Here is a 24,955-nt window from a genome sequence, read left to right as displayed (position 1 = left end):
CCTCAACGTTTATAGCTCATCATGGTTAATAATGGAGGTACTGCTGTTATAAACAGACTCCAGGGTAAACATTATTGCTGGAATATCTTGCTTCAGATCCGAACGCGACGCAGCCAGGCACGCCCCGACCATCGGGATCATGCCCAACCAGGTAGGCCTTCTTTCTCGTGGGGCTTCACCGTTGAAATAGGGCCTGTTCGTGGCTCGGGTATTATCGGCCACATAACGGGGGTTAACCTGAGCAGTTGAAACTTGCAACTCACCGTCGACAACAATATAGGACTCCACATCCCTGATATTTTGAGTAGGAATGAGGGTCGGCGTTATATATTCATTGGCTGCCCGTGAGGGATGGTAGTTCAAGGGGGTGATCGGGACTTGCGGGTTGTTGTCATGCAATGTCCGCAATGAGGCCTCGGCATTGAAGAAGTTGCTGTCCGGCCTGACGCGATAAAGATAAATACGCTGACCGGGTTGGGCAAAAGCCCTGGCAGCTGCGGCAGTGCGAATGAACTGAAAGTTTGCCGCGGTTGAGACAAAGCCTGAATCTCGCTGCCCCTGTTGCCTGTTGACGCATGACTCGCCGGTCACATGGTCATGAACATTAAAGTTACTACCCCAGGCCTGGAAACCAGCGTGAAATATCAGCTGTTCCGGCCGGGTATCCATTCGCCATACCGTACCTGGCGACTCGGCCCATGAATAAGGAGCCTTTAATGTAACTGCCACAAAAACCCATAGCAAAACCCCCAGCTTCTTCATGACCCTGCCCCCGGTAATTAAAGAAATGCCTGCAAAGCACACGCACTTAATTAATATTACCGAAAAACAAATTACCCGCCATTCATTATGGGCGCCAACAGAACGATAATAAACTCAAAATATTACATGACTGACCCCATACTTTTAATTACCCCCGCGCAGCACCTCGGCGTACGGAATCTCTATGACTGTTTCGTTAAAGTACCAGGGCTACGTTCAATATTTAATTTAAAGCACAGACTGTGCGTGCTGGAACTCAAGCTCAAGGCACCGCAGTACGTCGATGAACGCGGCCAACTGCCCTTGTGCCTTAGGCTCATACCTAAGAAGACGAGGCACCCATCAACAACATCTCGTATCACCACAGCGCGTGTAGGTTGCGCCGGACGACCTTTAGTCTGAGTTTGATTGGCTGCGGCTTCCAAGAAGCATATGGGTATATGGCTGGCCAGCTCGAAGTCATGACGCTTCCTGCTCCTGCTTGCCAACCCGCTGATGCGCAGCTACTGTCAGCTCCATGAATCAATTACGAGTTGCCTTGACCACGACTACCACGACCGCCGAAGGCGGGTCGTGAGAGGTATCGTGAGGCCATAACGCACGAACTTCAAAGGCCCGCCAGTGATGGTAAGGGCCTTTTCTTTTGCCCTTGTGTCACTGGCCAAAACGCAAGGAAAAGCCCAATGTATGCACTGTTGATTCTTGATATGCAGGTAGGATTGGTGCATGGCCCGGACAAGCCATGGGCTGGCGAGGCCCTGTTGGACACATTGAACACGTTGCTGGATAAAGCCCGGAGCGCAGGTGCCCCGGTCTTTCTCGCCCGCCATGTCGGCCCTACCGGCTCACCGATTGAACCGGGAAGCCCGTTGACCCAACTGATACCGGAACTGGTGCTACAGGGCAACGAAGTGATTTTCGAGAAAAACCGCCCCAACGCCTTTGCCAGGACAAACCTGGCCGACCAGCTACAGGCTCTTGGTGTTGAGGGTGTGGTCATCACGGGCATGAAAACCCAATATTGTGTCGACAGCACCTGCCGCGCGGCACGAGACCTTGGGTTCGACGCAGTACTGATTGCCGATGGCCATACCTGCAGTGACACCCCTGCGTTGAAGGCACAGCAGATTATCGCTCATCACAATGCAACCCTGGCGGGGCCATTCTGTCGTGTCATCAACGCTGAGGACTGGGGGTTTTAGTCTCGGTCGACAGATCAGGCTGATCCAGGCTGATCTGTTGCTAAAACAATGAGGCACAGAGGTAAAAATCGAGCGCTAATACCTGTCGAGGCCGGCTGCTTTCAAGACCTCTATGGAGAAATACAGCACGTGGCCTGTAGGCCACGTGCTATGTGGGAGTATTTTTCTTCCAGGCCGGTGTTTTTTTCAACTAAAAATCTATGGGGCAGTTGAATCAAGATCGAATTTCACGATATTGATCTCACCATCAACTTTAAACAATGAAATATTGTGAAACCCATAAATAACCCCATCAACTTTTAGTTTGACCCGATCATCTAAAACCTCGCGAACAGCTGCAGAGCTTTTTGTAACAAGGAATGGGGCGGTCTTCTTTGCTTCCTGAAGCGCTTCTTCATCGCCAGGTTGAAGATTCATCAGGAAATACCTATAGACAACTGGCACCGTAGCGCCACCAGAATCATATAAGACCTCATAGATGGCCCCGCCATGGCCAACATTTGTAACTGAAGTAATCTTGACAGGATTAGGTCTGCCTGGAGCAGACATATATATGTACAAAGCTTGCCCAAGACAAACAAAAAACAAACTCCAAACAACCCACTTAATACCCCTTCGACTTCGCATAATCTATTCCTGCTTTAATCCATACTTGATCAACAGGATCATCGCCGTAAGGAGCCTCTGACCACCATTTATCGAATTCTGCCTGAGAAGTCCCAGCTAAGGACTGTGCAGCACCAGCTGCTCTTAAAAGTACCGTTTCAGAAATCCCAGCTGCCGTACCAACAGCACCATAATTAAAATTGCCGAAGCTCTCATACTGAGGCTGGCCTTTTTTGTAATCCCACTCGCCCTTGTTTCTGACTTGGGTGTAAAACCAGCTGAGCAAAAAACCTCTACCCTTAATACTAAAGTATGCTTTTTGGCTTTTCGCAAATTCTAGGTTCTCATCTAAAGAGACGCCGGGTGGAGCGCTAGGATACTGTTTATGTCTGGCTTGCTCTTTCGCATCGCGCAGATTTGTCGCTTTAGCCACCTCTATGAGAGCCAATTTCTGCTGCTTTTCTTTCAAGCGTCGGGCCGTTTCTGAATAGACCTCAGACAACCTGGCAAATTCATACCTCTGTGCCCAATCAAGAAGTTTAGGTGTATTAACTATGACCCTCATCTTCCCGGCCTGAGTAAAACTCCCCGCACTTGGTCTTTTTGAAGCTTGTACATCACTGCCGTCCCCAGCACCTTTAGAAGCCTTAACCTTTCTATCAGCCTCATTCTCTTTAGCCATATATAGTGTTACCAGGATATTTTTCTCTCTTGTGATTATTTTGCTTGACGTGGATACATCCATAGGCATATTTAGCCCGCCTGCACCCTTGATTTCCTGGTCAATCTCAAAATCTATGGCCGCAATATTATCTTTGTGCTGCATATCAAATCTATATGCATTATCAAAAATCCATTGAGTTACATTCTCAAGCGCCCTTATCAATAGACCGAGTATATCATGCATATAATCTGGCATCATAGACTCTCTCGATGTGCCAGGAATGGAGAAGTCTATTATTCTCCCCACAACAGATATCGGACCAAGCTCTAATGGCATATTCATACTCCTTATGAATCAATCCAGACTTTATATTATTCATCGAACTCCCTACTCATACAAATTTATAAAGTCACAACATATGTTCAGACCGAAATTTTAGTGACGAGTTTTTTTGTACGCATAATACGAAATGGCGCCTTCATGAGTTCATGGCAATAACTGCTCTCAAGTATATTGAATACTTTGCTTTCGTAGGCAAAACGAAAGCAGGTGAGGTACACGGGTATGCTGGTAACGGGGACTGTTTACATACGGGTTGTGAAAATTGTGAACGCTACCTGTTAAATCGGCGAAAAGTGCACAGCTAAAAAGCACTTTCCCTCCGACTAAAACACAGCCGTTAAAAACGCTGGATCGGGCTCTAAAATTGCCCCAGATGCGGACACGGTCTGAAGCTATGCGAAAACGACGAGCTCGGTGCAGCGCCCTTCCCCACCCCCCAGAAACGACAAAGCCCGCCAAAAGGCGGGCTCTGCGGTGTAGCAATATGGCGGAGGCGATGGGATTCGAACTCATGGACCTGTTACAGTCGACGGTTTTCAAGACCGTTGCCTTAAACCACTCGGCCACACCTCCTATACGTTGTTTCGGGCGCCATAATACCTGAATGAAACACGTTGTCAAACTCTCTTGATCGCTTGTTTCAGAGCCTCTGCTATGATCTTTGCTACTTAACATTTCTAAACACAGGAGTATCGCCATGCGCGAACAGGATTACGCAGTTAATAGCAGCGTGCAGGCCGAGCAGCTAGAGGTTAGCCGCGTCCTGCGCAATACGTACGGTTTGCTGGCCCTCACCCTGGCTTTCAGCGGTGTGATGGCTTATGTCTCGCAACAGTTGCGGGTCGGCTACCCCAATATTTTCGTTGTACTGATCGGCTTCTACGGCCTGTTTTTCCTGACCAACAAGTTGCGTGACTCCGCGTGGGGCCTGGTTTCTGCCTTTGCCCTTACCGGTTTCATGGGCTTCTTGCTGGGCCCTATTCTCAACCGTTACCTGGGCATGCAGGGCGGCGCCGAGGTGGTCAGTTCTGCCTTTGCCATGACGGCTCTGGTATTTGGCGGCCTGTCTGCCTATGTATTGATCACTCGCAAGGACATGAGCTTCCTCGGCGGTTTCATCACTGCCGGTTTCTTTGTTCTGCTGGGCGCTACGCTGGCGAGCTTCTTCTTCCAGATCAGCGGCCTGCAGCTGGCTATCAGCGCCGGTTTTGTACTGTTCTCTTCGGTCTGCATTCTGTTCCAGACCAGTGCAATCATTCATGGCGGCGAGCGCAACTACATCATGGCTACCATCAGCCTGTATGTATCGATCTACAACCTGTTTATCAGCCTGCTGCAAATTTTCGGCATCATGAGCCGCGACGACTGATCAACAACCGCTATATAAAAGCCCGCTTCGGCGGGCTTTTTGTTGTCTGCCACAAGCATCTTTGGGCATCTGGCTTTATCATTGCCCCAGATTTGCCGACAGAGCCCACCATGAAATTCGCCATTGCCCTTTATTCAGCGGCCCATGCCCCCTCCTCCCGTCGAGCCTTGCGCTTTGCCGAGGCAGCGCTGGCAGGCGGCCATGAAATTGTCCGTTTGTTCTTCTATCAGGACGGTGTTCATATTGCCTCGAGCAATATCGTCACGCCGCAAGACGAGCAGGACCTTGCGCAACAATGGGCAACTTTTGTCAGCCAGCACCAACTCGATGGTGTGGTCTGTATTGCCGCTGCCTTGCGCCGCGGTGTACTCAATGAAGACGAGTCCGCACGCTATCAGCGCCCCGGGGTCAATGTTCATGCACCCTGGGAGTTGTCCGGACTAGGCCAATTGCACGATGCCATTCAATCGGCCGATCGATTGATCTGTTTCGGGGGACCTTGAAATGCCCAAGTCACTATTGATTATCAGCCGTCAGGCACCGTGGTCGGGGCCCGGCGCCAAAGAAGCACTGGATATCGTGCTGGCAGGCGGTGCATTTGATTTGCCGATTGCCCTGCTGTTTATGGATGACGGTATTTTTCAGCTGCTGGCGACTCAAAATGCCGCAGCCATCCAGCAGAAGAATCTAACGGCCAATCTGCAGGCCCTGTCCATGTTCGGCGTTGACGATCTGTTTGCCTGCAACCACAGCCTTGACGAACGCGGCATCTCAACCGAGGGGCTTGCGGCAATTGATGTGCAGCCCTTGTCGACTGAAGCTGTCCGCGCTCTTATTGACCGTTATGACCAAGTGATCACCCTCTGATGTCGACTCTACATGTTGTGAGCCACTCACCATTTTCTGACATACGCCTGAGCAGCTGTCTTCGCGTGTTAGGCAGCGACGATGCCCTTTTGCTCTGTGGCGACGCGGTGTATGCCCTGCAGCTTCAAGGCACTGCTCTCACAGCCCTGACTGGAAAAACCGTATTTATCCTTGAAGAGGACTTGCAGGCACGCAACCTGGAATGTCCGCCATGGGCGGCCTGCGTTGATTACCCGGCTTTCGTCGAGCTGTCGATTCGTTACGACAAGGTCAACAGCTGGCTATGAATACGCTCACCCTCAACGGTAAAAATATCGAGCTGGACAAGGACGGTTATCTGCTCGATCTCAACGACTGGTCCGCTGATGTTGCTCAGGCACTGGCGGCGCAGGCAGGTATTGAGTTGAGCGCCGAACACTGGGAAATCCTCGAGTTGTTGCGCAGCTTTTATCAGGAGTTCGAGCTATCGCCTGCCACTCGCCCTCTGATCAAGTACACGGCACTCAAATTGGGTCCAGAAAAGGGCAATAGCCTGCATCTCAACCGACTGTTTAACGGCACCCCTGCCAAACTCGCCGCCAAGCTGGCGGGCCTGCCCAAACCGACCAATTGCCTATGAACACTCCCGCTGCGCTGACACTTGAAACTCCCGCCGAACACCCTTTTGCGCAATTTGTACGCATCCTGGGCAAAGGCAAACGGGGTGCCCGCAACCTGACTCGGGAAGAAGCCCGCGAAGCCATGGGCATGCTGCTTGACGACAAGGCAGAAGACACGCAACTGGGCGCCTTCCTCATGTTGCTGCGGCATAAAGAAGAAAGCGCAGAGGAAATGGCCGGTTTTACCGAGGCCGTCAGGGAGCGACTGACACCTCCCACGATCAAGGTCGACATTGACTGGCCGACTTACGCCGGTAAAAAACGCCACCTGCCCTGGTACTTGCTGGCAGCCAAGTGCCTGGCACAGCACGGTGTACGCATTTTCATGCATGGCGGCGGCGCCCATACCGCGGGCCGAATGTACAGCGAGCAGCTTCTCGACGCGCTGGCCATTCCACTGTGTCGCAACTGGCAAAGTGTCAACGAGGCCCTGGATGCGGGGAATCCGGCCTTTATGCCGCTGCAGGACTGGGCGCCACAATTGCAACGCATGATCGATCTGCGCAACACCCTCGGGCTGCGCTCGCCGATTCATTCATTGGCTCGCATACTCAACCCGCTGGGTGCGCGCTGCGGCCTGCAAAGCATCTTCCATCCGGGCTATCAAAGCGTGCATCGCGAAGCCAGCGGTTTGCTGGGTGACACCAGTATTGTGGTCAAGGGTGATGGCGGCGAAGTCGAAATCAACCCCGATAGCGCAAGCCATCTTTACGGCACTACAGCTGGTGTTGACTGGGATGAAGAATGGCCAGCACTGTCTTCACAGCGCCATGTCAAACCAGCGTCACTAGACCCTGAACACCTCAAGGCATTGTGGCGTGGAGAAGTCCAGGACAGCTACCCGCAACTGGCCTTGCTGTCGACCATGGCCCTGGCATTGCGCGGTCTGGGCACACCCCGGGCGCAAGCTTTTGAACTGGCTCAGCATTACTGGGACAACCGCAACAAGGCGATTTAAGCCCAAGGCCAACCACCTCAACACGCTTGCTTACGAGAGCCCAAGATGCTTATCCCCTACGACCAGCTTGAACCCGACACCCTCACCCGCCTGATCGAGGACTTTGTGAGTCGCGACGGCACGGACAACGGCGATGACACTCCCCAGGAAACCCGTGTACTGCGGGTTCGACATGCATTGAGCAAAGGCCAGGCAGTAATTTTCTTCGATCTGGAAAGCCAGCAATGCCAACTGATGCCCAGGCACGCGGTACCGAAGGAATTTTTTGATTAAACCTTGGCCGAAGATCCGGTTGCCTGCTGCCCGACGGGCTGGTTTTTTATCCGCTCATAAATTTCCGAGCGATGCACGCTGATATGCCTGGGAGCTTCAATCCCCAGGCGCACGTTGTTGCCGTTAACGGCGATGACAAACAGCGTTATATCTTCCCCGATTGAAAAATGCTCTCCGACGGTTCGACTCAGTATCTGCATGGCTCTCATCCTCAAGGGTGGGGAGCCACAAAGACTGCACGGCATAAAAACCGGCTTCAATACTTACAAGTTAATTCAGTTACAACCTACTGCATACAAGGCTTATTCCTACGTACTCCCTACGGAATTTTCCCTTTACGAGGGGGTAAAACGCGGTCCCAGCAAGATGATGGTCGCGCCAATCACGCACAGTCCTACCCCGAGCCAATCTGAGCCCAGTGGCCGGATACGTTCCACCACTGCCAGCCAGGCAATGGATGTCACGATGTAAATCCCGCCATAGGCCGCATAGGCCCGCCCGGCATAGGCTGCCTCAACCTTGGTCAGCAGCAGGGCAAACAGCACCAGGCTCAGAATGGCGGGCAAAGCCCACCAGGCACTTTTGCCCTGACGAAGCCACATCCAGAACCCGTAGCAGCCTGCAATTTCAAACAGGGCAGCCAAAAAAAACCAAACGTAATTGAGCATGTGCAGTGTTTCCAGGTGGGCAGCGCGCCACCCTACCTGCGCACCTGCCACCGATCAAGGCAGAACTGTTTTTGAGTACGGCATGAAAAAAGTTGAATTATTCATCGAGCAGGAGAGTCGGATTTTATAAGCACTGCCCATCCTTGTTCCTGAAGCGGCGCCCCGTAAAACTGAACGTTGGCGGAACACCACAAAAAGGAAATGCTCATGACCACAATTCTTCTTATCGTCCTGATTTTGCTGTTAATCGGCGGATTACCTGTGTTTCCGCACTCCAAAAGCTGGGGCTATGGCCCCTCAGGGATTATCGGTACCGTACTGGTTGTACTGTTGATATTACTGTTGCTCGGCAAGATTTGACCCAATAAAAAAGAGGCCCTGAGGCCTCTTTTTTATTTAACTGGCTGATTATTTCGGATCAGCCACACCTGCGGTGTTGTCCAGCAGGCTCTTGGTCGCGGTCTGCAGGAAGGATTCGAGCTTTTTCTTCAGCTCGGTCGCTTCAGGCGAGTCAGTGACCACTGTCGCTTCAGGGTTGGCACCCAATTTGTACTGCCAAACCTTGGCCGGCATGTCTTTAGGCTGCACCAGCAAGTGGTCGTCACTGATGATCGCCACGGTCTGGTCACTGCCAGACGGCTTGATCACACCACTGCCCTTGTCACCCTCAGGCAGAGTCAGCAGGTCACGGCCCCAGCATTGCTGACGGAACTCACCACCCAGACGCCCCATGATGGTTGGCACGATGTCGACCTGAGTGCCCACGATATCAGTGCGTGTACCAAACTTCTCCTGGATACCAGGGCCGATCAGCAGCAACGGCACGTTGAAACGCCCCAGGTCCATCTCGGAAATCTGCTGCTCGTTACCGAAACCGTGGTCGCCCACGATCACAAACAGGGTTTCCTTGAAGTAGGGTTCTTTGCGCGCTTTTTCGAAGAACTGCCCCAGCGCCCAGTCGGAATAACGCATCGCCGTCAAATGCTCGTTGAGCGAACCGCGATCGGTTACCGGCTCGACCGGCAATGGCGTAGGCAAGGCATACGGCGTGTGGTTGGACAGGGTTTGCAGCAGCGCATAGAAAGGTTCTTTGCCTTCACGCTTTTTCAGCTCTTCCAGGCCGCGGTTGAACATGTCCTGGTCGGACACACCCCAGGTAGGATCAGAGAACACCGGGTCAACGAAATCGTTACGACCTACAAAAGTGGTCATGCCCTGGTTACTGAAGAAACCAGACTGGTTGTCCCAGGCAAAGTCGCCATTGTAGACATACACGTCATCGAACTTGCGGGCGCTGAGCAGTTCCGGCAAGCCGGACAGCTTGTGGCTGCCTTCCGGGGTCTGCATCAGGTATTCAAAACCCGGCAGGTTCGGGAAGCACGCCATGGTGGCAAACATGCCTTGGTGGGTATGGGTGCCATTGGAGAAGAAGCGCTCGAACAGCAAGCCTTGCTTGGACAGCTCATCGAAGTACGGGGTGATATTGCCCGGACGACCCAGCGCACCCACCGAGTGACCGGCGAAGCTTTCCATCAGGATTACGACGACGTTCTTGATAGGCAGGGTTTTTTCCGCAGGCGGCGTGGTATCGCGACGCACAGGAGCGGTATCAGGATCAACCAGCTTGTCATTTTCAGTCAGCAGCATGTCGCGCACGGTCTGCGTCGCTACGGGCTGCTCAAGGGTAGCCTTCCAGATATTGGTGCGATCGTCACCGAAGCGGCTTTTCGCAGCGGCAATCAATGACAGAGAGCCGTTGAGCCCCAACTGATTGGCGAAGTTGGAGTCGGTTGTGTAGGCATCACCCCAACGCAGCGGAGGACCCTGACGCAATGTGCCACGGGCCAGGACCACACACACCAGCAGCAGCACGACAAATACCGCTGCACGGCCGTACCAGGGCGCCACCGCACGCGAAGTGCCAGCAGCCGCGCGGGTAGCGCTGGAACGGGTCACGCGGTCGGCGCCGCGGAAGGCAAAGTACAAAATGACAGTGCCGACAGCCCAGGACAGCAGGTAACGCACCACCGGGAAGCCATACCAAAGCATGCTCATCACGGTTTTCGGGTCTTCCTTCACATACTGGAAAACCAGACCGTTAAGACGCTGATGGAACTCACGGTAGAAGTCCATCTCCATCAGGCCCAAAAACAGCGCCAGGCTGGATGCTGCAGTCAGCCAGAAACGCAGCACACCGCGCATGGCCATGGCCTTGACACTGAGCACCGCCAGCAGCAGCGGAATACTGAAGTACACGACAATCCGGGCGTCAAAGCGCAGACCGTTGCCGAAGGCTTCAAGGAACGTCGATGCCGGGGTGTCGAGGATCATTTCCCGGTTGTAAACCAGCAATGCCACCCGCAACAGGGTGAACATCACCATCATGATCAAGGCACAGAGCAGCGTAAACGCCAGATGCGATTTGACGGTCGGTTGCAACACACGCGTGGCCGCGTGCTGTTGGCTTGGGGCGTCCGGGTTTGCCATGTCGTTTTAGGACCCATTGGTTCAAGTTGAAGTGGCTTTATCACCGGTGGCTTGCCACGGGTGCATCGCTCTTTAATTACACAGATTTTGACCCGAGACCCACCAGAAACGCCTGAACTGAGGCGTTTACGAGTAGACAGGCAAAATTTTGCGTGCGAATTGTCTTAAAGGTACCGTGAAAATTTCGTGCAGAGCACATCTTGAAACATAAGAAAGGGCGCTCATTCCCTGTGGGAGCGGGCTTGTTAGCGATTGGAGCAACGCGGTCCAACTTTAAACCGCGTCGCCTGCATCGCGGGTAAGCCCGCTCCCACAGTTCTACAACTGACGCCCTGCCTTGCTACTGCACAGCCTCAGTCGTTGCTTGGCTTGTTGATAGCCTGCAAAACATATTGCGGCAAGGCGAAAGCACCGATATGAACTTCCGGATTGTAGTAGCGGGTCACGATACCGCTACCGGCAAAACGTTGACGCAGGGTCTCAAGCGGCAACTTGCGATAGCTCGCATCAGTCGAACCCCAGGCGAAGGTCATGGAGCCGCCGATATAGGTAGGCACGGCAGCCTGGTAGAAATGCCAGTCAGCAAACAGGCTGCGCATGCGCCCGGCGGTGGTCTGCACTTCCTGCAACTGCATAAATGGCGTGCCGTTCTGGGTGACCAGTACACCCCCTTCATTCAGGCAGCGATGGCAAGCCTGGTAGAAGTTCTCGGAGAACAGCACTTCGCCCGGCCCGATCGGGTCGGTGGAATCCGAGATGATCACGTCGAATTTTTCTTCGGTAGTGGCGACAAAACGCATGCCGTCGTCGATCACCAGATTCAGGCGTGGATCGTCGTACGCACCCTTGGAGTGGTTGGGCAGGAACTCTTTGCACATGTCCACCACGGTGCCGTCGATCTCGACCATGGTGATGTGCTCAATGCCAATGTGCTTGGAGACTTCGCGCAACATGCCGCCATCACCACCGCCAATGATCAGCACGCGCTTGACCGCACCGTGGGCCAGGATCGGCACATGGGTAAGCATTTCGTGGTAGATGAATTCGTCCGCTTCGGTGGTCTGGATCACGCCGTCCAGAGCCATTACGCGGCCCATGACCGGGTTTTCGAAGATCACCAGATGCTGGTGATCGGTTCGCACTTCATGGAGCAGCTTGTCCATGCGAAAGCGTTGGCCATAGCCTTCGTAAAGGGTTTCGAGATAGTGGTTGTCAAGCGATTCGGCCATGGGTAGTCCCCTTGAATGCTGGCGGCAACGGACGGTCACCCGCCCATGATCGACAGCCGAACCTCATACCGCTATCGCGACACGGGTCCAACTGCCCAAGAAAGGCGCGCATTCTACGTCGAGGAACATGACAGGTCGAACCTTGACGCCGACAATCTAAGCGGGCAACCACGATTTACCGTCGCTGCCCGCTGGCAAGCAGCTCAAATACGCACATTGCCCCGCGGCCCGGCGATGGCCCAAATCACCAGCCCCAGTACCGGCAGGAACAGAATCAGCAGCACCCAAAGCACTTTCGCGCCCGTCCCGGCGCCGCTTTTGATTACGTTGATGATGGCCCAGATATCCAGGGCCAGAATAATCAGACCGATCAGACCATTAAACGTTGAACCCATGATGACGCTCCCGAGTGAGTACTTGTGCTCATAGGATAGTCACCCGCGGCCAGGGTTCCGTTTTTTATTGCAGCAGCCAGGGTTTCAGACGTGGACGGCAACCTTGAGGGCTTCCAGCGATGGCGCAGCGGCGATGCCGACTTCGGCACACAGTTCCAGCACGCGCGGCACGTCATTGCCGTAAACCAGCACCACCTGGATTTCGTCGTCCAGCGGCTGGCTCAGGTTGACCAGCACATAACCGCCCTGCTCCGGGCTCATGCTGCCCATCTGGATCTGGATGCGGTTGAGCGCGGTCAGCGCTTCGGTCTTGGCCAATTGCTTTGGCTTGATATTGAACGCTACATCAGGACCGAAAGAGGCGACGATCTGGGCAAACAGGTCCATCCAGGTATCGGCCTGGAACAACACCGTTTCCGGCAAGCTGCCCACCACAACCCATTCACCCAGCGGGATCGGGAAGCTGTCGTCGTAGTTGATGTCCGGGTTGGCAAGCAGAAATGCTGCCTGATCGGCGTAGGCTTGAGCCGCCTCGTCCGCGATGGAGGCGATTTCGTCGTCGCCCATGCACCCAGAGCTGATTTTGCTGATGAGTTCAACGAGAGTGGTTTTCATGGGCGAGGCCTGTCACAAGGAAAATTAAGGGCGCGCAGGATATATCAATTGCGCCCTTCAAGGGGCGATCAGCCCAACAGCTTCTCAAGTTGCGCCACGGTTTCGGCTGCGCCCATGGTCCTGGCGGCATCCAGGGCGGTGATGCCATTGGCGTCCTTGGCTTTTGGATCGGCGCCCTTGCTGATCAGGTAATCGATGATTTCCCCACGATTGAACATGGCGGCCATCATCAGCGCTGTACGGCCATCAAATGATGCGCCTTCAACTTGTGCGCCACCTTCAACCAGGGTCTTGACCATTTCCAGGTCGCCCTTGAAGGCAGCACCTGCAATCGGGCTCTGGCCATTGTCATTGCGGATCTCGGGGTCGGCATTGTGCTCAAGCAGCACCTTCACCGCTTCAACGTGGCCGTGATAGCTGGCCAGCATCAACAGGGTATCGCCCTTGTGGTTGCGCAAATTGGCAGGCAAGCCCTTGCTCAGCAAGGCTGCCAGCATTGCAGCATCACCATCCCGTGCCTTGTTGAACACCTGCTCGGCAAAGTCGGCGGCCTCTTCCGGGGTCATCTGGCGGCTCTGGTCTGCTGGCTTGTTCTCTGACATGTAAGGTTCCACCCTGGCTACAAAAAAAACCTAGTTTCCTGAGACGCAGACACGGTGTCACCCCTTTTTTGCTCAATGCACCCATAGGAACAATCAATCAGCTGTCTGAGCCTGATACCGACTGGGCAAAATGCAGGATGCACGATGGCCACTCATGCAAAATGCACGACAAATGATTTTTGCATAAATTATAAGCTGTTGATTTATATGGATTTTTTAAAAAAAGAATAGTGGCACAATCACTGCAATCTCTACTCCATACAAGCATTCAAGCGCTAATGGAGCTGAACATATGAGCCTGATCCAGGAAAAATTCGCATCGTTGTTCTCCAACCACACTGTCACCGTAAAACCCCGCCCGGATGGCGGCGTGCTGCTGACATTGTGTGACAAGGAAGGCAAACAGACCCAGCGCACACTTTCTTACACGCAACTGCATACCGCCGAGGAACTGACCTGGGCCATCAGCGCGATTCGTCGTGACCTGGCAGGCACTGCCAGTGAATTGCCGACCATTTCGCTGCTGCAAAGCCAGCATCGTTTTGCCCTGCCGACCTATCACACCCGCTGAATCCAAGGGTAGTGCAAAGCAGTCCGCGATAGAGAACGGCATGACTGTGGGAGCGAGCAGGCTCACTCCCACAGCAGTGTTATTCAAACTGCGGCAGGATCAATCTCGGCAAAACTGCTCACGGTTTTATGTCCCGCCAGTTCCCCCCCCTCACGGGCCAGGCCGCAGGTCAGCATGCCGGCCGCCTGTGCAGCATCGAGTTCTTCAACGATATCCGACAAAAACAGGATCTTCCCGGCCGGGCAGCCTATGGCCTCGGTAATGTGGCGATAGGATTGCGCCTCACGCTTGGGCCCGGAGGTGGTGTCAAAGTAGCCACTGAACAGTGGCGTCAGGTCACCCGCCTTGGAACAGCCAAAAATCAGCTTTTGCGCCTGTATCGAGCCTGACGAGTAGACATACAGGTCATACCCTTTGGCATGCCACTCGCGCAGCGCTTCGACCGCGTCCGGGTAAACATGGCCCTTAAGCTCACCCGCGGCGTATCCCTGCTTCCAGATCATCCCTTGCAAGGCCTTGAGTGGTGTGGCCTTGCGGTCTTCGGCCAGCCATTGCTGGAGGATCTCGATGACCCGTTCGACATCGGCCTCAGGCTCGCCGCTATCCAGGCGTACTGCGCCCAGCTGCATGGCCACTTCAGGGTCTTCGGCATGCTCGCGCACAAACCCGGGCAGATGTTTGGCCGCATACGGAAACAACACGTCAAATACGAAGCTGACAGCGCTGGTGGTGCCTTCGATATCGGTCAGGATGGCTTTGATCGGCATGGGAGATCCTTAGTCTTCGAGGCGCGGGAAGCGTTCAGCGATGTCTTCGCCGGTAAAGTTGGCAACCCAGCCTTCCGGGTTGTTGAACAGGCGGATGGCGACAAAATGCGGATGCTCACCCATGTCGAACCAGTGCGGCGTGCCTGCGGGTACAGAAATTAGATCATTCTTTTCGCACAACACCGCATACACATAGTCGCCAATATGTAGCGTAAACAACCCACGACCGGCGACGAAAAAACGCACTTCATCTTCGCCATGGCGGTGCTCGTCGAGGAATTTGGCGCGCAATTCGGCTTTTTGCGGGTGATCGCTGTTGAGACTGATCACGTCCACGGTGACATAACCACCCTCGCTCATCAGCCGGTCAATCTGCACGCGATAGGCGTTGATCACTTCATCCTGACTGGCCCCCGGCTGGATCTGCGTGGCGGCCTGCCAGCGGTCAAAGCGCACGCCCTGCTCGGCCAGTGTTGAAGCGATATCATCAAAATGGGTGAGCACCTTGTTGGGGAGTTCCGGGCTCGATACGTGATAAACGGACAAACTGCTCATGGGGCGTGGTTCCTCGGCTTCGGCGCGCATTCGGCTTTTACAGGCCGTTCAGGCAGACCGTTCAAATCAGGGTGTGAGCTTCTTCACGGTGAAGTCAGCGTTAACGATTGAGTATTGCGCGAGCTTTCAGTTCGCATTCAAACAAAAACTCGAAGGCTTCGATCTGGCGCAAGGCGTCGCTCATGCGCGCGCCCCACGTGTAAAGGCCATGCCCGCGAATCAGATAGCCCACACAGTCCGGGTGGGCTTCAAGCCATGGCTGAACCTTGGCCGCCAGCCGCGCGATGTCTTGATCATTGTCAAAAATCGGCACCAGCACCCTGGACTCATGGGTCGAGACGCCACTGAAAGCTTTTTGCAGTTCATAGTCTTCAAATTCAATGCTGTCGCCCGGCGTCAGGCGCGACAGCACCGTGGCATTGACCGAATGGGTGTGCAGCACCGCGCCAATTTCGGGGCGCCAGCTGTACAACTGGGTATGCAGCAGGGTTTCAGCGGAGGGTTTCTTGCCTGGTTCCAGGCTGTTGCCTGCCAGGTCAGTGGCAAGCACATCATCAGGTCCCAGCTGGCCCTTGTGCTTGCCCGACACCGTCAGCAGCGCCTGGCTGGCCGACAGCCGGGTGGAATAGTTGCTGCTGGTAGCCGGTGACCAGCCACGCGCATATAAAAAGCGCCCGGCTTCAATGATTTCCAGGCTCAGGTGTTCACGGGTAAGGCTCATGGCCTGTCCTCTTGCAGTCGGGTGGCAATGATAACGGCTGCAGCCAGCGCTGCGACGCTCGCCATACTAAAGGTGAAAGCGGGGCCCAGGGTGTTCCAGCTGTAACCGGAGTACAGCGCCCCCACGGCGCCACCGATACCGGCCAGCGTGGCGTATAGGGCCTGGCCCTGGCCTTGCTGGCCGGGACCGAAACTGCGTTGCACAAAGGTCATGGCCGAGGCATGAAAACTGCCAAAGGTGGCGGCGTGCAGCAGCTGCGCCAACAGCAACACCCACAGGTGCTCGGCAAAAGACCCCAGCAACAGCCAGCGCAAGGCAGCGAGGATAAAACTGAACATCAGCACCCGGCGCACGGAAAATTTCAGCAGGATACGGCGCATGGCCAAAAACATCAGCACTTCGGCCACCACTCCCAGGGCCCAGAGCAAGCCGATCACACCACGGCTATAGCCGAGGTGTTCCAGATGCAGAGTCAGAAATGTGTAGTACGGGCCGTGGCTCATTTGCATCAGCGCCACACAGGCATAGAACGCCAGCACGCCCGGGCTGAACAGTTGCTTCAAGAACCCGCCTTCCACCTGCTTGCGGCCCAGGCTGGAGGGCTGCGCATTGGGCACCCACAGGCTGCACAGCACAATGCCAGCCATGATCACGAGCAGCGCCACCGGGTAGATATCCAGGCTCAGCCATTCGAACAGGCGACCCAGGATCACCACGGCAAGGATAAAACCGATCGAGCCCCACAAACGAATCTGACTGTAACGTTCAGGCTGCTCACGCAAGTGGGCAAAGGTAATGACTTCAAACTGCGGCAACACCGCATGCCAGAAGAACGCATGCAGCGCCATCACCAGCGCCAGCCAGGCATAGCTCTGGCTGACAAAGATCAGGGCAAAACTGCACAAGGTGCAGAGCGCACCCAGACGCACGATCAGCAGACGCTGACCGCTGTAGTCCCCCAGCCAGCCCCACAGGTTGGGCGCAACGCAGCGCATCAGCATCGGGATGGCCACCAGTTCGCCAATGCGCGCACTGGAAAACCCCAGGTGATTGAAGTACAGCGCCAGAAACGGCGCTGTGGCACCCAGCAAGGCGAAATAGAAAAGATAGAAGCCTGACAGACGCCAGTAAGGAAGTGTCGCCACGGCCGTCAGACCGTGACGCTCAACAATCCTTGCATTACAACTGGCCCAGTACGGGCGTGCTGACGCGTACGTCGGCGTTCTGGCCGCGATGACGCAACAGGTGATCCATCAGCACAATGGCCATCATGGCTTCGGCAATCGGCGTGGCACGGATACCCACGCACGGGTCATGACGACCCTTGGTAATCACGTCCACCGGATTGCCATGCACGTCGATCGAGCGGCCCGGGGTGGTGATGCTCGAGGTTGGCTTGAGCGCCAGGTGGGCAACGATCGGCTGGCCAGACGAAATACCACCCAGGATGCCGCCGGCGTTGTTGCTCAGGAAACCTTCAGGGGTCATCTCGTCGCGATGCTCGGTGCCGCGCTGGGCAACACTGGCAAAACCGGCGCCGATTTCAATACCTTTTACGGCATTAATGCTCATCAGCGCATGGGCCAACTCGGCATCCAGACGGTCGAAAATCGGCTCGCCCAACCCCGGGATCACGCCTTCGGCGACCACGGTGATTTTGGCGCCAACCGAGTCCTGGTCACGGCGCAGTTGATCCATGTAGGCCTCAAGCTCCGGCACTTTGTCCGGGTCAGGGCTGAAAAAGGCGTTTTGTTCAACCGAGTCCCAGGTCTTGAACGGGATTTCAATCGGGCCCAGCTGGCTCATATAACCGCGAATCACGATGCCTTGGGTGGCCAGGTACTTTTTCGCGATGGCACCGGCGGCCACACGCATGGCCGTTTCACGCGCCGAACTGCGCCCGCCGCCGCGGTAATCGCGCTCGCCGTACTTGTGGTGATAGGTGTAATCAGCGTGGGCCGGGCGGAACAGATCCTTGATCGCCGAGTAATCCTTGGACTTCTGGTCAGTGTTACGGATCAGCAGGCCAATGGCGCAGCCGGTGGTGCGGCCTTCAAACACCCCGGAGAGGATTTCAACTTCGTCGGCCTCCTGACGCTGGGTGGTGTGGCGGCTGGTGCCGGGCTTGCGTCGATCCAGGTCACGTTGCAAATCTTCAAGGGACAGCTCCAGCCCTGGCGGGCAGCCATCAACAATGGCGACCAACGCCGGACCATGGCTTTCGCCAGCGGTGGTGACAGTGAACAGCTTGCCGTAGGTATTGCCGGACATGCAGGGCGCTCCGCGAAAATCAGCCGATAAAGTTCAGCCCGGGATCAGTTCAAGTCTTGTTGCAACACAACAGATGTTGAACAGATCCCAGATAACCAAAAGCGCCAGTATACGCAGGCTACCTCTGTAGTTCATCCTCGAACCTTACTCATCCGGGTTTGTCCAACCGGCACACTAGACAATGATGGCGCTATGATGCTGCGAATACTTTTATTAGCACTGACCCTGTTTGGCTTTGGCACCCAGGCCCTGGCGGCCCCGCCCTCCAATGTCTTGCTGCGGCCCATTGAGCTCGATACCGGCTCCGGCACGTTGTATGGCTCGCTGGTTTTGCCCAAGAGCGACAAGCCCGTACCCGTGGTGCTGATTATTGCCGGTTCCGGCCCGACTGACCGCGACGGCAACAACCCTATCGGCGGGCGCAATGACGCCCTGAAAAAACTGGCCTGGCGCCTGGCCCAGAGCAATATTGCCAGCGTCCGCTTCGACAAGCGCGGCATCGCCCAGAGCCAGCCTGCCGGGCCTGACGAGCAAAAGCTCAACTTCGATCAGTATGTGTCCGACGCCGTGGCCTGGGGCGAGAAACTCAAAAGCGACCCGCGCTTTGGCAAGGTGTTTGTGCTCGGGCACAGTGAAGGCGCAATGATCGCCAGCCTGGCAGCCCCACAAATCGGTGCTGCCGGCGTGGTTTCGATTGCCGGTACAGGGCGCCCGGTGGGCGTGCTGTTGCGCGAGCAACTGCAACGCAATCACCTGCCGCCTGCCCTGCTCAAGCGCAGTTTTGAGCTGATCAGCAGCCTGGAAGCCGGCAAGACCGACGACAAGGTGCCCAAGGATCTGCAAGTGATCTTCCGCCCCAGCGTGCAGCCGTACATGATCAGCCTGCTGCGCCATGACCCGGCAGCCGCTTTCGCCGCACTGAAAATGCCGGCCATGATCATTCAGGGCACCCACGACATTCAGGTAGAGGTCAAGGATGCCCGCCTGCTCAAGGCCGCCAAGCCCGATGCCGTACTGACACTGATCAATGGCATGAACCACGTGATGCGCATCGTGCCAATGGACATGAAGCGCCAGGTGCAGTCCTATAACGACCCCAATCAGCGTTTGGCAGGCGAACTGGGCGATCGAACTGTGCGCTTTATCACGAAAGTCAATGCGGGCCAGCCCTACAGTACTGCGCATAACGGCCGATAAACCGGTGTCGGCCGTCTTTGCTTGGCTGACATCCAGCACAGGATCGAGCCGTTATGAGCGACACCCCAACACAACCCGCCGGGCCCGAGGCACCGGAAGTGCCCGAGGCCCCGCCGCTGCCTTGGGCCGATGTGCAGCCCGAGCATTTGCGCATGCTGCGCCTCGCCCCCCTGCCCACTGACCGCAACACCGGGGCACGGCCGTTACGCTTTGTGCAGTTTGGCCACGCCACACGCCACAGCAAAGACCTCAGCCTGCTGCGCATGACCATCACCCTGCCGGGCCAGCGCGTGCGCAGCGAACAGAACCAGCTTGACCTATGGGTCGACCATAGCACCCACCGCGTGCGTTTCAGCCCTGAGCGCGGTTTGCAAGTTGAACCGGCGAACCGCGGGATCGGCCGTTTTCTGCTGGCTCAGGCCGCGTTGTGGGCGCAGAAAAAATGGTCGCACTACCGCGTTGACGGCACCGACCTGGCCAGCCGGGACGCCCTGAATGAAGACAGCCGCCTGCGCCGCGATCATGTTTTGCGGGTGCAGGGCTTTGATGTGGTGTATGCCGACGCCCAGTTTCTCAAGGCACGGATCGAAGACGTGCAAGTGGGCGAGTTGCTGGACAGCTGGAATGGCGAAAAGCTTCAGTTCCTCGACATTCTTGAGACTGCGCAAATGCTCCAGCAAGCCGAACAGAACTTGCAGGAACAAGAGGTAAAACTGCGGGAAAAAGAAGAAAAACTCGGCAGGTACCAGCGCGAAGAAATGGGCCTGCGCTTTACCATCACCTGCCTGGTAGCCTTTTCGGTGTTCCAGGCAGGGTTGTTGATCTGGATTGCGACGCACCGCTGATGGTACCCACCCGCTGCACAGGGTCACTATGGGTTACGGATAGCCAAGACCTGTTCCCCTGGGGTAGCGCAACGCCCCCGGCTGGCTGCCATCGGCCAGGGCAAAAATATCAACCGGCAAACGCCCCACGGGGACGCTCCGCCCCAGCATGACATCCACAGCAGCCGGCAAGGCTGGCCCCAGCAGACCTCGGTCATACCCCCTGGACGAGTAGGTCGCCAATGTGGCGCCGGCGATATCGTCAAATTCCACCACATCGTAGGGCGAGTTCATCGTCAGATGAATAGCCAGCTTGCCGCGGGACGTGGCGTATTCCATGGCACAGCGCAGCCATTGCAAACTGCTCTGCACGGTTGCTCCTGACAACAACTGATCGGCATGCGCATTTCGCACGACAGCACTGACACCGATTGAAGAGGTACCTAGAATCACCGTTTCTGCGGCGTTGATCGCCCGCTTTATCTCAACCCAGCCAACGCCTCTCAGCGCCTTGCCTGTCAACAGGAGCGCAGGATAGCCGGCCTCCTCGAACCTGCGGCGCAAGGCTTCGGCCTGCTCATTCCTCGGGGTCAGGATCAAGATCCGCGCGCACTGGTTCTTCAGAGGCAACGCGGCGCACTGATTACGAATCAATGTAATGGATTGCGCGGTAATACGTTGCTCGAGCGCACGATGTGCCGGGCTGCCAATTATATTCAACTCAGGTCGAGGCCTGGCGCCCTGCTCGGCGGTAATCCCGTTGCGCAACTTCATTCGCACAATCCGCAATACCGACTGATCCAGTTCCTGTCGATCAATATCGCCCGCCTCGACAGCCGCTACCACCTGATCAACCAACCCGGACAGGAGCCCGGCCTGGCGAGCGGTACGAAATTCAATGGGCATCAGGGCGATATCCACATCCGCCTGAAAAGCCTTTATCACGGCGTCGGCCTGACCGAAAAAACCGGCAATGGCCTTCATATCCATCGCATCCGTGATGCTCACGCCCTGAAAGCCAAGCTCACCCCGTAGAATATTGTGCTGAATTTTCCGCGACATGGTCGCAGGTGCAATAATCGGTTCACCGGTGCGCGTCTGAACCAGGGTGCTATCGAGCGCAGGATATTGAATATGGGCGGTCATGACCATTTCTGGCGCTTCACCCGCTTCAATGGCCAAACGATAGGGCGCCAGATCAATTGCCCAGGCATCTTCACGAGACTTGTTCACCACCGGCAGCCCGATATGCGAGTCCGTTTCCGTATCCCCATGCCCCGGGAAATGCTTGTACGCCGCGATCACGCCCTGTGCAGCCATACCTTGCATCATGCGTCGGGCCAACAGGCTGACCGTGCGTACATCATCACCAAAAGCGCGCACATTGATGACGGGGTTGAACGGGTTGCTGTTGACGTCCACCACCGGGGCAAAATTCAAGTTAAACCCCAGAGCCGCAATCTCGGCGGCCAACACCACACCCTGGTCATAAGCCATCCGCTCGTCACCACCGCCGTGCCAGGCCGCAGCCAATGCCATGTTGCCCGGGAAAACCGTGGCCGCCCTGCGCGGCAGGCGAAACACTGACCCCCCCTCCTCGTCCACCCCCAGCAACAGGCCGAGTTCACCCGCGACCGGGGGCACAGCGCGCAGATCATCCAGAAGGGTTCTGCCCTGCTCAAGCGAACTCAAATTGTTACCAAACAAAATCACCCCGCCAATGGCGTTGTTACGCAGGGCATCGCCCATGGCGGAATTGAACCGGGTGGTACTCAGGGTGCACGCTGGCTGGTCGTCAGGACACCAATAACGAAAGGCCACGAGCAACTTCTGCCCGATTTTTTCGCGCAGGGTCAAGCCCTCAAGGAGGCATCGGGCGCGCGTGTCGAGATCAGTGTCGCTGGGAGCCAAAGGAAACCGGGACGCTTGTGTCATGCTTTGATCCTCGTATACAAACCAATACGGGCATCAAGCAGGCAGCCACTTCAGGGAGATGCGTGCCAAAACCGCTTCGCTTGATGCCCAGCCGTTGTCGAATGTATCGAGTTGCGGACGAACAAAAAGCGAAGAGGTATTGCAGCGTTTGTAATGCTCTTGCCTGATCAGATTCGAGAAGCAAACAGCCCCTGATGGGCACGGCACTGTTCGGCGGTCAACATGAATACACCGTGCCCCCCGCGCTCAAAATCAAGCCAGGCGAAGTCGACTTCCGGGTACAGCGACTCAACGTGTATCTGGCTGTTGCCTACCTCAACGATCAGCAAGCCTTTTTCGGTCAGATGATCCGCCGCTTCGGCCAGCATCCGGCGTACCAGGTTCAGGCCGTCGTCACCGCAGGCCAGCCCCAATTCCGGCTCGTGCTGATACTCGGCCGGCATGTCGGCGAAATCTTCGGCATCCACATACGGCGGGTTGGACACAATCAGGTCGAAACGCTGCCCCGGCAAGCCATCAAAGCCGTCGCCCTGCACGGTGTAAACCCGTGCGTCGACACCGTGGCGCTCGATGTTCTGGTTGGCCACTTCAAGGGCCTCGAAGGACAGGTCGGCCAGCACCACTTCAGCGCTCTGGAACTCATAGGCACAGGCAATGCCGATACAGCCCGAACCGGTACACAGGTCAAGAATGCGCGCGGGCTCGGCAGCCAGCCACGGCTCAAAACGTTTTTCGATCAACTCGCCAATCGGCGAACGCGGGATCAGCACGCGCTCATCAACGATAAACGACATGCCGCAGAACCAGGCCTCACCCAACAGATAGGCCGTGGGCACGCGTTCTTCGATACGGCGCTTGAGCAGATGCTGCAGGTTCACCAGCTCATCGTCTTCAAGGCGGCAGTCGAGATAACTATCGGCAATTTCCCACGGCAGGTTCAGCGCACCCAACACCAATTGACGGGCTTCGTCCCAGGCATTGTCGGTACCATGACCAAAGAACAACTCTTCCCCATGAAAGTGGCTAACGGCCCAGCGAATATGGTCGCGCAGAGTGCGCAGGCGGGAAGTGATCAATGGTCTTACTCCTCAAAATCGATTGGCGATTCTAACAGCCAAACTCCGACGCGCCAAAGGTGGCCGGACGACTACACGTGACGGCGTTTCAAAAAGTAAGACCGTGTACAATAAAAAACTGAAATCGCTCCATTTTGTACATTTTATGGCTACAACATATTTGCTTGACATCGCTACAGGCCAGCAACCACAAGGCCTGCACGACTAGTCATTCACATAAACGCTCCGCCAGTGGAGAATGTCGCAAAAGCCCCATTCTAAGGAGCCCCCGAATGCCCGCTTTAAAGACGATGTTTCAACTCACAGGACGTGGCTATGCCGCAGCCAATCTGAGCAACGCCAGCCTGCTGATCATCGATGCGCAAAATGAGTACTTGAGCGGGCCATTGGCCCTTTCCGGCATGGACGCGGCCACCGCCAACATTGCCCGTCTGCTTGAAGCTGCCCGCAAGGCAAAGCGCCCGGTCATCCATATCCGTCACCTGGGCACCGTTGGCGGTATGTTCGACCCTCAGGGCGAGCGTGGCGCCTTCATCAAGGGCCTGGAACCACAGGGTGATGAGCAGATTATCGAGAAGCGCATGCCCAACGCATTCAACGACACCGGGCTGCAAAAGGCCCTGGAAAACCTCGGCTCGCTGGATGTGATCGTCTGCGGCTTCATGAGCCACTCCAGCGTCAGCACTACCGTGCGTGCGGCCAAGGACTACGGCTTGCGCTGCACCCTGGTGGAAGACGCCTGCGCCACCCGCGACCTGCCGACCGCGGACGGCATTATCAGCGCCGAGCAAGTGCAAAAAGCCGAAATGGCCATCATGAACGACAACTTTGCCACCCTGACGTTGACCCAAAACCTGATTTGATCTGAACCGGACGTTGACGGGCGGCCCCTGCAACCGCCCATCCCGGACCAGCTCCAGCCTGCGGGCGCTTTCCTATTTCACTACACTCAGGAACAACCTGACGAAGTCCCTGTCGAAGGGCCGATACCCTTTAAGGAAAGATCGGAATGAAGATCTCCGATGGTTTTGATGCTCGGCGTTTGCGCCCCAAGGCTCATCGCGACTGGCGCTCGCGCCTGGTACTGATGTTTGCAGCGCTGCTGGCACTGCTTGGCATGCTGTTGCTGTTGGCGGGTGCCGCCAGCCTGATTGGCCATCCAACGGCACTGGGCGAGCTCAATGCCAGCCCCGCAGGTGCAACACTGGTGTTGGTGTCCGGCCTGTTGGTGTGCTGGCTAGGGGTATGGATGTGGCGTCGACGCCGGCGCCTGATGCGCAAGCCATTTGGCCTGAACATGGCCCCGCACCTGATGAAAAAACACGACTGACGCATATCCG

The 24,955-nt window shown here is 56.0% G+C and carries 31 protein-coding genes and 1 tRNA gene; 14 read left to right on the top strand and 18 right to left on the bottom strand.

Features of this window, described 5'->3' with window-relative positions; all coding sequences use genetic code 11:
* Window positions 1–9 precede the first annotated feature (9 nt).
* Complete coding sequence (locus HBN79_RS08250) at window positions 10–762, bottom strand: hypothetical protein (RefSeq protein WP_169916536.1); 753 nt, start codon at window positions 760–762, stop codon at window positions 10–12.
* A 683-nt stretch (window positions 763–1,445) separates the two neighbouring features.
* On the opposite strand from HBN79_RS08250, the gene HBN79_RS08245 reads away from it, so the two are divergent.
* Window positions 1,446–1,964, top strand: a complete 519-nt coding sequence (locus tag HBN79_RS08245) for a cysteine hydrolase family protein (RefSeq protein ID WP_138738227.1) — start codon at window positions 1,446–1,448, stop codon at window positions 1,962–1,964.
* A 198-nt stretch (window positions 1,965–2,162) separates the two neighbouring features.
* Here the strand turns inward: HBN79_RS08245 and HBN79_RS08240 are convergent, their stop codons facing one another.
* The 3 genes from HBN79_RS08240 to HBN79_RS08230 all read right to left on the bottom strand — a co-directional run bounded on the left by HBN79_RS08240 (window position 2,163) and on the right by HBN79_RS08230 (window position 4,149).
* A complete protein-coding gene (locus HBN79_RS08240; protein WP_095032571.1) occupies window positions 2,163–2,381 on the bottom strand; it encodes a hypothetical protein in 219 nt (72 codons plus the stop codon).
* Between the two features lie 187 nt (window positions 2,382–2,568).
* A complete protein-coding gene (locus tag HBN79_RS23945) occupies window positions 2,569–3,570 on the bottom strand; it encodes a polymorphic toxin type 44 domain-containing protein (RefSeq protein ID WP_262372319.1) in 1,002 nt (333 codons plus the stop codon).
* A 491-nt stretch (window positions 3,571–4,061) separates the two neighbouring features.
* Window positions 4,062–4,149, bottom strand: a tRNA-Ser gene (locus HBN79_RS08230).
* 124 nt (window positions 4,150–4,273) lie between these two features.
* On the opposite strand from HBN79_RS08230, the gene HBN79_RS08225 reads away from it, so the two are divergent.
* From HBN79_RS08225 to HBN79_RS08195, 7 genes are all read left to right on the top strand, one after another.
* Entirely contained in the window at window positions 4,274–4,945 is a 672-nt protein-coding gene (locus tag HBN79_RS08225; RefSeq protein WP_095002022.1) for a Bax inhibitor-1/YccA family protein, read from the top strand.
* Between the two features lie 110 nt (window positions 4,946–5,055).
* Window positions 5,056–5,448 (top strand): sulfurtransferase complex subunit TusD, encoded by a 393-nt coding sequence (tusD, locus tag HBN79_RS08220; RefSeq protein WP_095019560.1) that lies wholly within the window; start codon window positions 5,056–5,058, stop codon window positions 5,446–5,448.
* A 1-nt stretch (window position 5,449) separates the two neighbouring features.
* The gene (gene tusC, locus HBN79_RS08215) at window positions 5,450–5,812 is read left to right on the top strand and encodes a sulfurtransferase complex subunit TusC (protein WP_095002024.1); all 363 of its coding nucleotides are present in this window, start codon (window positions 5,450–5,452) and stop codon (window positions 5,810–5,812) included.
* Entirely contained in the window at window positions 5,812–6,099 is a 288-nt protein-coding gene (gene tusB / locus HBN79_RS08210; RefSeq protein WP_095002025.1) for a sulfurtransferase complex subunit TusB, read from the top strand. Before tusC ends, tusB begins: the two co-directional genes overlap by 1 nt.
* Window positions 6,096–6,431: a TusE/DsrC/DsvC family sulfur relay protein gene (locus HBN79_RS08205; RefSeq protein ID WP_095002026.1), complete on the top strand. Its 336-nt coding sequence runs from the start codon at window positions 6,096–6,098 to the stop codon at window positions 6,429–6,431. The genes tusB and HBN79_RS08205 overlap by 4 nt, the downstream gene beginning before the upstream one ends.
* The gene (locus tag HBN79_RS08200; RefSeq protein ID WP_169916535.1) at window positions 6,428–7,429 is read left to right on the top strand and encodes a glycosyl transferase family protein; all 1,002 of its coding nucleotides are present in this window, start codon (window positions 6,428–6,430) and stop codon (window positions 7,427–7,429) included. The genes HBN79_RS08205 and HBN79_RS08200 overlap by 4 nt, the downstream gene beginning before the upstream one ends.
* 45 nt (window positions 7,430–7,474) lie before the next feature.
* Window positions 7,475–7,702: a YheU family protein gene (locus HBN79_RS08195; protein ID WP_095002028.1), complete on the top strand. Its 228-nt coding sequence runs from the start codon at window positions 7,475–7,477 to the stop codon at window positions 7,700–7,702.
* Here the strand turns inward: HBN79_RS08195 and csrA are convergent.
* The gene (gene csrA / locus HBN79_RS08190) at window positions 7,699–7,902 is read right to left on the bottom strand and encodes a carbon storage regulator CsrA (protein ID WP_095019562.1); all 204 of its coding nucleotides are present in this window, start codon (window positions 7,900–7,902) and stop codon (window positions 7,699–7,701) included. The genes HBN79_RS08195 and csrA overlap by 4 nt on opposite strands.
* Before the next feature lie 135 nt (window positions 7,903–8,037).
* Complete coding sequence (locus tag HBN79_RS08185) at window positions 8,038–8,370, bottom strand: YnfA family protein (protein ID WP_095002030.1); 333 nt, start codon at window positions 8,368–8,370, stop codon at window positions 8,038–8,040.
* 201 nt (window positions 8,371–8,571) lie between these two features.
* Here HBN79_RS08185 and HBN79_RS08180 point away from each other — a divergent pair, with 201 nt between their 5' ends.
* Window positions 8,572–8,730, top strand: coding sequence for a DUF3309 family protein (locus HBN79_RS08180; protein WP_095002031.1), 159 nt, complete (start codon window positions 8,572–8,574; stop codon window positions 8,728–8,730).
* Between the two features lie 48 nt (window positions 8,731–8,778).
* Here the strand turns inward: HBN79_RS08180 and HBN79_RS08175 are convergent, their stop codons facing one another.
* From HBN79_RS08175 to HBN79_RS08155, 5 genes are all read right to left on the bottom strand, one after another.
* The gene (locus HBN79_RS08175; protein ID WP_095019563.1) at window positions 8,779–10,857 is read right to left on the bottom strand and encodes an LTA synthase family protein; all 2,079 of its coding nucleotides are present in this window, start codon (window positions 10,855–10,857) and stop codon (window positions 8,779–8,781) included.
* Window positions 10,858–11,210: 353 nt separating this feature from the next.
* The gene (gene speE, locus HBN79_RS08170) at window positions 11,211–12,086 is read right to left on the bottom strand and encodes a polyamine aminopropyltransferase (RefSeq protein WP_095002033.1); all 876 of its coding nucleotides are present in this window, start codon (window positions 12,084–12,086) and stop codon (window positions 11,211–11,213) included.
* A 203-nt stretch (window positions 12,087–12,289) separates the two neighbouring features.
* Window positions 12,290–12,481, bottom strand: coding sequence for a PLD nuclease N-terminal domain-containing protein (locus HBN79_RS08165; protein WP_016781476.1), 192 nt, complete (start codon window positions 12,479–12,481; stop codon window positions 12,290–12,292).
* Window positions 12,482–12,565: 84 nt separating this feature from the next.
* The gene (locus HBN79_RS08160) at window positions 12,566–13,096 is read right to left on the bottom strand and encodes a hypothetical protein (protein ID WP_095019565.1); all 531 of its coding nucleotides are present in this window, start codon (window positions 13,094–13,096) and stop codon (window positions 12,566–12,568) included.
* Window positions 13,097–13,164: 68 nt separating this feature from the next.
* The gene (locus HBN79_RS08155) at window positions 13,165–13,698 is read right to left on the bottom strand and encodes an ankyrin repeat domain-containing protein (RefSeq protein ID WP_095002035.1); all 534 of its coding nucleotides are present in this window, start codon (window positions 13,696–13,698) and stop codon (window positions 13,165–13,167) included.
* A gap of 292 nt (window positions 13,699–13,990) precedes the next feature.
* Between HBN79_RS08155 and HBN79_RS08150 the strand changes: the two genes are divergently transcribed.
* Entirely contained in the window at window positions 13,991–14,269 is a 279-nt protein-coding gene (locus tag HBN79_RS08150) for a DUF3509 domain-containing protein (protein ID WP_169916534.1), read from the top strand.
* An 83-nt stretch (window positions 14,270–14,352) separates the two neighbouring features.
* Here the strand turns inward: HBN79_RS08150 and mtnC are convergent, their stop codons facing one another.
* From mtnC to aroC, 5 genes are all read right to left on the bottom strand, one after another.
* On the bottom strand, window positions 14,353–15,036 hold the full coding sequence (gene mtnC / locus HBN79_RS08145; protein ID WP_169916533.1) for an acireductone synthase: 684 nt from the start codon (window positions 15,034–15,036) through the stop codon (window positions 14,353–14,355).
* Between the two features lie 9 nt (window positions 15,037–15,045).
* The gene (locus HBN79_RS08140) at window positions 15,046–15,591 is read right to left on the bottom strand and encodes an acireductone dioxygenase (RefSeq protein ID WP_095002038.1); all 546 of its coding nucleotides are present in this window, start codon (window positions 15,589–15,591) and stop codon (window positions 15,046–15,048) included.
* A gap of 100 nt (window positions 15,592–15,691) precedes the next feature.
* Entirely contained in the window at window positions 15,692–16,312 is a 621-nt protein-coding gene (locus HBN79_RS08135) for a methylthioribulose 1-phosphate dehydratase (RefSeq protein ID WP_095027152.1), read from the bottom strand.
* Window positions 16,309–17,457, bottom strand: a complete 1,149-nt coding sequence (locus HBN79_RS08130; protein ID WP_095039358.1) for an MFS transporter — start codon at window positions 17,455–17,457, stop codon at window positions 16,309–16,311. Before HBN79_RS08130 ends, HBN79_RS08135 begins: the two co-directional genes overlap by 4 nt.
* A gap of 34 nt (window positions 17,458–17,491) precedes the next feature.
* Window positions 17,492–18,583, bottom strand: coding sequence for a chorismate synthase (gene aroC / locus HBN79_RS08125; protein ID WP_095019567.1), 1,092 nt, complete (start codon window positions 18,581–18,583; stop codon window positions 17,492–17,494).
* 192 nt (window positions 18,584–18,775) lie between these two features.
* On the opposite strand from aroC, the gene HBN79_RS08120 reads away from it, so the two are divergent.
* A complete protein-coding gene (locus HBN79_RS08120) occupies window positions 18,776–19,780 on the top strand; it encodes an alpha/beta fold hydrolase (RefSeq protein WP_095002042.1) in 1,005 nt (334 codons plus the stop codon).
* 53 nt (window positions 19,781–19,833) lie between these two features.
* Window positions 19,834–20,625, top strand: a complete 792-nt coding sequence (locus tag HBN79_RS08115) for a hypothetical protein (protein ID WP_095021343.1) — start codon at window positions 19,834–19,836, stop codon at window positions 20,623–20,625.
* A gap of 33 nt (window positions 20,626–20,658) precedes the next feature.
* On the opposite strand, the gene HBN79_RS08110 is transcribed toward HBN79_RS08115, so the two are convergent.
* Together HBN79_RS08110 and prmB are read right to left on the bottom strand one after the other, a co-directional pair.
* The gene (locus HBN79_RS08110) at window positions 20,659–22,539 is read right to left on the bottom strand and encodes a glycoside hydrolase family 3 protein (RefSeq protein ID WP_095032290.1); all 1,881 of its coding nucleotides are present in this window, start codon (window positions 22,537–22,539) and stop codon (window positions 20,659–20,661) included.
* Between the two features lie 167 nt (window positions 22,540–22,706).
* Window positions 22,707–23,615, bottom strand: a complete 909-nt coding sequence (prmB, locus tag HBN79_RS08105) for a 50S ribosomal protein L3 N(5)-glutamine methyltransferase (RefSeq protein ID WP_095021341.1) — start codon at window positions 23,613–23,615, stop codon at window positions 22,707–22,709.
* Window positions 23,616–23,887: 272 nt separating this feature from the next.
* Between prmB and HBN79_RS08100 the strand changes: the two genes are divergently transcribed.
* Together HBN79_RS08100 and HBN79_RS08095 are read left to right on the top strand one after the other, a co-directional pair.
* Entirely contained in the window at window positions 23,888–24,478 is a 591-nt protein-coding gene (locus tag HBN79_RS08100) for a cysteine hydrolase family protein (protein ID WP_095002045.1), read from the top strand.
* A 146-nt stretch (window positions 24,479–24,624) separates the two neighbouring features.
* Window positions 24,625–24,945 (top strand): hypothetical protein, encoded by a 321-nt coding sequence (locus HBN79_RS08095; protein WP_095002046.1) that lies wholly within the window; start codon window positions 24,625–24,627, stop codon window positions 24,943–24,945.
* Window positions 24,946–24,955 lie beyond the last annotated feature (10 nt).

The sequence above is a fragment of the Pseudomonas sp. WS 5051 genome, assembly GCF_012985715.1.
GTDB lineage: Bacteria > Pseudomonadota > Gammaproteobacteria > Pseudomonadales > Pseudomonadaceae > Aquipseudomonas > Aquipseudomonas bubulae.
Note: the sequence above shows the minus strand (reverse complement) of the source record. Positions and strands in the feature narration are given on the sequence as shown.

Excerpts from the sequence above, each read along its gene's own strand:
- HBN79_RS08245 (WP_138738227.1), top strand. The coding sequence starts at position 1,446 with ATGTATGCACTGTTGATTCTTGATATGCAGGTAGGATTGGTGCATGGC.
- tusC (WP_095002024.1), top strand. The coding sequence starts at position 5,450 with ATGCCCAAGTCACTATTGATTATCAGCCGTCAGGCACCGTGGTCGGGG.
- HBN79_RS08205 (WP_095002026.1), top strand. The coding sequence starts at position 6,096 with ATGAATACGCTCACCCTCAACGGTAAAAATATCGAGCTGGACAAGGAC.
- HBN79_RS08175 (WP_095019563.1), bottom strand. The coding sequence starts at position 10,857 with ATGGCAAACCCGGACGCCCCAAGCCAACAGCACGCGGCCACGCGTGTG.
- HBN79_RS08115 (WP_095021343.1), top strand. The coding sequence starts at position 19,834 with ATGAGCGACACCCCAACACAACCCGCCGGGCCCGAGGCACCGGAAGTG.
- HBN79_RS08150 (WP_169916534.1), top strand. The coding sequence starts at position 13,991 with ATGAGCCTGATCCAGGAAAAATTCGCATCGTTGTTCTCCAACCACACT.
- HBN79_RS08095 (WP_095002046.1), top strand. The coding sequence starts at position 24,625 with ATGAAGATCTCCGATGGTTTTGATGCTCGGCGTTTGCGCCCCAAGGCT.
- HBN79_RS08110 (WP_095032290.1), bottom strand. The coding sequence starts at position 22,539 with ATGACACAAGCGTCCCGGTTTCCTTTGGCTCCCAGCGACACTGATCTC.
- HBN79_RS08240 (WP_095032571.1), bottom strand. The coding sequence starts at position 2,381 with ATGAATCTTCAACCTGGCGATGAAGAAGCGCTTCAGGAAGCAAAGAAG.
- HBN79_RS08100 (WP_095002045.1), top strand. The coding sequence starts at position 23,888 with ATGCCCGCTTTAAAGACGATGTTTCAACTCACAGGACGTGGCTATGCC.
- tusB (WP_095002025.1), top strand. The coding sequence starts at position 5,812 with ATGTCGACTCTACATGTTGTGAGCCACTCACCATTTTCTGACATACGC.
- HBN79_RS08140 (WP_095002038.1), bottom strand. The coding sequence starts at position 15,591 with ATGAGCAGTTTGTCCGTTTATCACGTATCGAGCCCGGAACTCCCCAAC.
- HBN79_RS08155 (WP_095002035.1), bottom strand. The coding sequence starts at position 13,698 with ATGTCAGAGAACAAGCCAGCAGACCAGAGCCGCCAGATGACCCCGGAA.
- HBN79_RS08225 (WP_095002022.1), top strand. The coding sequence starts at position 4,274 with ATGCGCGAACAGGATTACGCAGTTAATAGCAGCGTGCAGGCCGAGCAG.
- aroC (WP_095019567.1), bottom strand. The coding sequence starts at position 18,583 with ATGTCCGGCAATACCTACGGCAAGCTGTTCACTGTCACCACCGCTGGC.
- HBN79_RS08250 (WP_169916536.1), bottom strand. The coding sequence starts at position 762 with ATGAAGAAGCTGGGGGTTTTGCTATGGGTTTTTGTGGCAGTTACATTA.
- mtnC (WP_169916533.1), bottom strand. The coding sequence starts at position 15,036 with ATGCCGATCAAAGCCATCCTGACCGATATCGAAGGCACCACCAGCGCT.
- HBN79_RS08135 (WP_095027152.1), bottom strand. The coding sequence starts at position 16,312 with ATGAGCCTTACCCGTGAACACCTGAGCCTGGAAATCATTGAAGCCGGG.
- HBN79_RS08120 (WP_095002042.1), top strand. The coding sequence starts at position 18,776 with ATGATGCTGCGAATACTTTTATTAGCACTGACCCTGTTTGGCTTTGGC.
- HBN79_RS08200 (WP_169916535.1), top strand. The coding sequence starts at position 6,428 with ATGAACACTCCCGCTGCGCTGACACTTGAAACTCCCGCCGAACACCCT.
- csrA (WP_095019562.1), bottom strand. The coding sequence starts at position 7,902 with ATGCAGATACTGAGTCGAACCGTCGGAGAGCATTTTTCAATCGGGGAA.
- speE (WP_095002033.1), bottom strand. The coding sequence starts at position 12,086 with ATGGCCGAATCGCTTGACAACCACTATCTCGAAACCCTTTACGAAGGC.
- HBN79_RS23945 (WP_262372319.1), bottom strand. The coding sequence starts at position 3,570 with ATGCCATTAGAGCTTGGTCCGATATCTGTTGTGGGGAGAATAATAGAC.
- HBN79_RS08185 (WP_095002030.1), bottom strand. The coding sequence starts at position 8,370 with ATGCTCAATTACGTTTGGTTTTTTTTGGCTGCCCTGTTTGAAATTGCA.
- HBN79_RS08195 (WP_095002028.1), top strand. The coding sequence starts at position 7,475 with ATGCTTATCCCCTACGACCAGCTTGAACCCGACACCCTCACCCGCCTG.
- HBN79_RS08160 (WP_095019565.1), bottom strand. The coding sequence starts at position 13,096 with ATGAAAACCACTCTCGTTGAACTCATCAGCAAAATCAGCTCTGGGTGC.
- HBN79_RS08180 (WP_095002031.1), top strand. The coding sequence starts at position 8,572 with ATGCTCATGACCACAATTCTTCTTATCGTCCTGATTTTGCTGTTAATC.
- tusD (WP_095019560.1), top strand. The coding sequence starts at position 5,056 with ATGAAATTCGCCATTGCCCTTTATTCAGCGGCCCATGCCCCCTCCTCC.
- HBN79_RS08165 (WP_016781476.1), bottom strand. The coding sequence starts at position 12,481 with ATGGGTTCAACGTTTAATGGTCTGATCGGTCTGATTATTCTGGCCCTG.